A 4,711-nucleotide genomic window follows, 5' to 3' on the forward strand; every position below is an offset into this window, starting at 1 on the left:
GCACCCGTGCTGACTTTCTTCTATTGTCAAGGTTCGGCTTTAGCTCTGGCTGGAGCGATGAATTCAATGGCAAGCGCACCAGCTAGAGGAGCCATAGGAGCCGGGATGAAGGCAGCAGGGCGATTTGGTAGTGGAATAACAAAAGGAGCAGGATTTGGAGCTAAAAGTGCTGGTAAACGGGCTGGCAAATCGATTGCCGCAGCTCTTAAAAAAAAGTAGTCGATTGAAATATTTTAATTGTTAGGTTTAACAATTCTGCGTTTCCCCCTATTAGTACGGTATGAGTGTCGATCGCGTGGATTGATGTCCAAACTTCGGACGCGTCCGATCGAGAAATAGAGACAATACTAATAAGGTTGAGAATGCCGATCGTCACCAAACAGAGACTAAAATTAGTGATTCTCGCTCTAAGATTACCGATGATTAAATTTCAGCGACATCGACAAAATCACATTCATCACAGCTAATTTGTCCAACTTCATCTCGATTAAAATTGATCCAACCACAGACAGGGCAACAAATCTCAATTGAGTCAGGGAGAAATTGTTCTTTAATCGGTGAATCTGGGGCTACTGTGGATTCCTGAGCGGGTTGTGAAGCGAACCGACGAAAATTGCGTGGAGACATTCTACTTGGGGGTTCTGCGAACGGGGCATCAGAAGATTTACAGTGTCTATGATACTAATACAGATCTCGATCTCATGGCTACTACCGGAAAACTCGAACTCACCATTAAGATTAGCGAATTACCAGAAGTCAAGACCGTCGAGAACGGCTTGCAGCATTTCGAGCTGGATGATCTCAAAATTGCGATGATTGCAGTCCTGACCGATTACTATTGCAGGTCGCTACAGCTAATCAGGATAAAAAATTGCGATTTAGCCGAGTGTCCACAGTCGATTGACGTGAACGGTGTCACTACTGGGGGTTAAGCTGAAATAGTACTCAATTTCTCTATTGACTCAAGTCCATTTCATCACTTTCCTCTAGAAAATTATTTTCCTCCTTCCAGTCAGGATCGATCGAGATCGTGTCATCAGTAGAATCTTTAACTACAGAATTCTCGATATTCTGCCGTTCTGCTAATAGTTTTCCTGTTAGTCCACTCAAACTATCGATTGCTTCGTCAAAGGAAAGAGATGCTCCATAGGTAAAATCTTCGACAAAATTCCGATAATGTTCTCGATAGAGCTGATTACTACCCAACTTATTGACTAGCTGATTCAAGAGTTCTTGTGGACTATCGATCTGACTGGCAAGCGATTTATCGCGAGTTTTGAGATCGTGGGATATCGTTTCTAGACTTAATTTAAACCAGTTGGGATTGTTGACGATCTCTGGTGACAAATAGCTCAGATCGTACAAGTGGCGAATGATTCTAGGGTCGTATCGCTGGCTATCTGGTTCTTTACTCACCACCCGCCACGATAGAGCAGCAAGTTTATCAGCAGCGGTTTCAGCGAGATTGAGACAAGCCATTCCAGCTATTTCTGGTGGCTGCTGGGTAAATTGATTGACGAGGGATGATAGCGGACGAACCTCTGGTTCTAGTTGCGGCGGCTCGAAAGTTAGTTCGACTTGAATGTGAGATCTGACGGTATTTGTGTCTGCAAACTGGGAAGGGTAGGCAATTTGACATTTTAAAAAAGTAGATCGATCTCGCTTGTATACTTCCCGAACCAACTGTAAATCCGATGAGGATGCGAGAATTGCCTCGACTAATCGATCTTGGTAGTTACTTCGATAGGAGCGGGTGAGTTTTTCTTTAAGCGGACGCACTCGAAAATCAACATCCTCTGAAAATCGCTGAATCAGTCCGTACCCTTTACTCAGAGATGTACCGCCTGAAAATATCGGCTCAAATTCATCGCTCTCAAATTTAGCAATTACACCTAAAATATGTTGGGCATACCAATCTTTTTCTAGGAATACTGGATTAATATCAAACTCATCTTTAATTAACTTGAAAGTACTATTAGATAAAGGCTTAATTGACATACTCGTAGTATATAACTGCTTTATTGTGACTAAATCTACGACTAGTCCTTTTTCCTTGAATCCGTAATTTTCTGCCCGTTGGTACCTGAGTTGAAGTTCCAGCGTTGTAATCGAGTACGGCTTGAGATGGTAACACTTTATAACCAAGACGAGTTAAAGCTTCAGGGGCAAGTTCTGTTAAACCAGCACTCAAGATAACTCTTCCGACAAAAGGCTCGATAGTACAGACTTCAGTTTTAGCATAAACACCATGACCGATCCGTCTCAATCTTTGGTCTTGACAGAGTTCTTTCAGAACGGTGCCTACTTGAATATAACTGCCACCTAAATCTTTGAAATCTTTACGGAAGAAGGCATTATATTCGCTATTCTCAATTGTTTGTATGATGAGTAATTTTAGTTCAGATTTTCTCATTTTACATCCAAAAATAGTTGCTGCATCTATCTTTTTTACAGAGACAGTTAGGCTATGACGACAACATATATACTCTCAATTATAACACTCAAAACACGATCTAGCTTTGCGGAATCCCTCAACTCGACCTTATCAATTTTCGATCGCGTCCGCCGATGCTTTCCCCACTGTCAATTCCGATCTAGTCATCCTGTAGCCAGTACTCCCGACTAAAATTGCGATCGCCGATAATCCTTTAGGATCTCTTGGAATCTTAGCTTTAGGGGCATCGGCTGAAGATCCGGGATCTTGCCAATCTACGGGAATATGGATTTTAATGGCTAGATCGACAAGCTGATTCTCACTCTCAAACCCTACCTCAGAGTACCCAGCATCTTGCAAGATCGATACTAGACGACTGAGAGAGTAAAGTAATTTAGCAGGTGGTGGCAGGGGAAATAGTTCTTCGACTAATTGACAGCGCAGCTCGAACATCCGCGAGATCTCGGCTTCATCAATTTTCCGATCTTTGGAAGCTGCTAACATCGTATTCCAGACTTCTTTTGATTTCTCGGATTCAATTAAGTCTCGATTCGGAATTTTAATGTCATGTAGGATCGGCAAGTAAGTTTCTTTCTTAGCTGCGTTAATATATCCAGGCGAAATCATTACCGCTCGTCCAGCACCCATCTTCGAGAATTCCGCTGCTTCCATCAATGGTACTTTAGTAGCATGTTCGGTTCTAGCTTTACTACTACCACCTTTTTGAGTAGTAATTGTCTGAGTATAGTAGCGGATTTCCTTTTCACCCAGGTAGTCACTATAGGACTTAGCCGATTCGGCATCCTGGGGATTGAGGAAAAATTTAGTCGCACAGTTGGAGATAATTGTCTGCGTCCGGTCGGCTCCATAAGCTTCTCTGAGTTGGGATAAATTTTGCAGCGCAATCGCGCCACAGAATCCCGCCGAACGACCCTCAGCTAGCCAGTTGGCAATTTTCCTTAACTTCATACTCGGCAACTCGTCCAGGCTGACAAAGAAGGGAACGGTTCGGTGTCTGGAGTGAGCGATATTTCTAGAAATTAGGAGATCGAGGATGGTTGCCAGTAAAGGTGAAATCAGATGCCGATAATCTTGATTCATCCCTACAATCGTTAAGGTTTGAACATTTTCCCCATTCAGGTCGATTTCAATTGTCGATTTCCCACAAATAGCTGGGATAAAATCGCGCTTGACTAACTGATTGACAGTCTTTTGAGCATTGGCGAGAATACCGCCCTCAGTGACGTTCTTTTTACCTTTTTCACCACCAGCACTGAGGAATTGAGCCAGGGATTGGGTAATCCACGGGTTAATCCGTTTGGCGGCAAATCTCATCCGTTCGGCAAATTGCGGGAGATTGAGAACCGCCGCAACTGTCATCATATCGGCGACTGGGGGATGGGGATCGCTAACTTCTACGTCCCACAGTCTTCTGGCAACCGCAATCGCTTCAGGGTCTTCTTCGAGCCATTTAGAGAGCAACATCCCCCCTGGAGAACGCTAGCTCCACCACTCTCGAAGAATTCATTACTACCACCGCTATCGGCACCCTTAGAAGTGTTTTCAGTGAGAACTTCAGAAATTTGACCCGCCCCAATCGAATCCCCCGAATCGCGGATAAACTCTAGAATGTTAAAAATCCCTGATTCAGCGTAGGATGGGGCAATAATTTGGACTCGATAGCCGCGCTGGGCAGCGTAACCGATGATTTCTTTGGTCTGTTCGGGATATTTGAAGTCAAAAACAGTTGCGGTAATTCCTTGATCCAGAGCCGAACGGATCAAGGGATTAAGAACGCTCATCGATTTACCAGCACCCGCCGCGCCAAACACAGCGATACTTTGTTGAGCATTGGGAAGAAACAGCGTTTCTTCACCAAATTTAGCTTTACGGGGACGATATTTAGCTTTTAACTTCGCTGCTGCCTGCTCTCCAAATTGCCGCTCGATCCGATTTAGTTCGGGTTCGAGCCGCCCGTAAAAGTCTTGTTGGTGAGCATTGTAGATTTTGGCGGGGGTACCGATGTATAAAGCGCAAGCATTAGCTTTGACATAAGTCTTTTTACCAGCAAAAGCCGGAATTTGAGATTTAGCAATCCGTTTGGCTGCCCGAAGCTGTTTGGCACCGCCCCAGTATGATTTACCTTGCTGATTCCCAGTCCGCTTACCAAACATCGACAACAGAATTAAAATTCCCACAGCTCCCACCAACATTCCCAGAGTAGGATCGAATGGTAGATGAGATTTTTGAGCACCAGGTGGTTGTTGAACTTGTTGA

4 protein-coding genes and 1 pseudogene are annotated in these 4,711 nt (G+C 44.1%); 1 reads left to right on the forward strand and 4 read right to left on the reverse strand.

The annotated features are described in order from the left end of the window. A pseudogene (locus RMO52_RS15020) lies at positions 1-219 on the forward strand (hypothetical protein); the annotation flags it as partial. Between the two features lie 735 nt (positions 220-954). Here RMO52_RS15020 and RMO52_RS15025 read toward each other — a convergent pair. From RMO52_RS15025 to RMO52_RS15040, 4 genes are all read right to left on the reverse strand, one after another. Beyond that, positions 955-1,998, reverse strand: a complete 1,044-nt coding sequence (locus tag RMO52_RS15025; RefSeq protein ID WP_309744304.1) for a nucleotidyl transferase AbiEii/AbiGii toxin family protein — start codon at positions 1,996-1,998, stop codon at positions 955-957. Further along, positions 1,988-2,413, reverse strand: coding sequence for a hypothetical protein (locus RMO52_RS15030; protein WP_309744302.1), 426 nt, complete (start codon positions 2,411-2,413; stop codon positions 1,988-1,990). Before RMO52_RS15030 ends, RMO52_RS15025 begins: the two co-directional genes overlap by 11 nt. Positions 2,414-2,545: 132 nt before the next feature. Then, positions 2,546-3,919 (reverse strand): type IV secretion system DNA-binding domain-containing protein, encoded by a 1,374-nt coding sequence (locus RMO52_RS15035; RefSeq protein WP_310415676.1) that lies wholly within the window; start codon positions 3,917-3,919, stop codon positions 2,546-2,548. Then, the coding region (locus RMO52_RS15040) for a type IV secretory system conjugative DNA transfer family protein (protein ID WP_396135001.1) at positions 3,850-4,711 on the reverse strand (862 nt) is incomplete at its 5' end. The genes RMO52_RS15035 and RMO52_RS15040, both read right to left, overlap by 70 nt.

Source organism: Chamaesiphon sp. OTE_8_metabat_110 (assembly GCF_031382685.1).
Lineage (GTDB): Bacteria > Cyanobacteriota > Cyanobacteriia > Cyanobacteriales > Chamaesiphonaceae > Chamaesiphon.

What these genes read in the sequence shown, in the direction of transcription:
- RMO52_RS15030 (WP_309744302.1), bottom strand. Translation starts at nt 2,413, where the DNA reads ATGAGAAAATCTGAACTAAAATTACTCATCATACAAACAATTGAGAAT.
- RMO52_RS15025 (WP_309744304.1), bottom strand. Translation starts at nt 1,998, where the DNA reads ATGTCAATTAAGCCTTTATCTAATAGTACTTTCAAGTTAATTAAAGAT.
- RMO52_RS15035 (WP_310415676.1), bottom strand. Translation starts at nt 3,919, where the DNA reads ATGTTGCTCTCTAAATGGCTCGAAGAAGACCCTGAAGCGATTGCGGTT.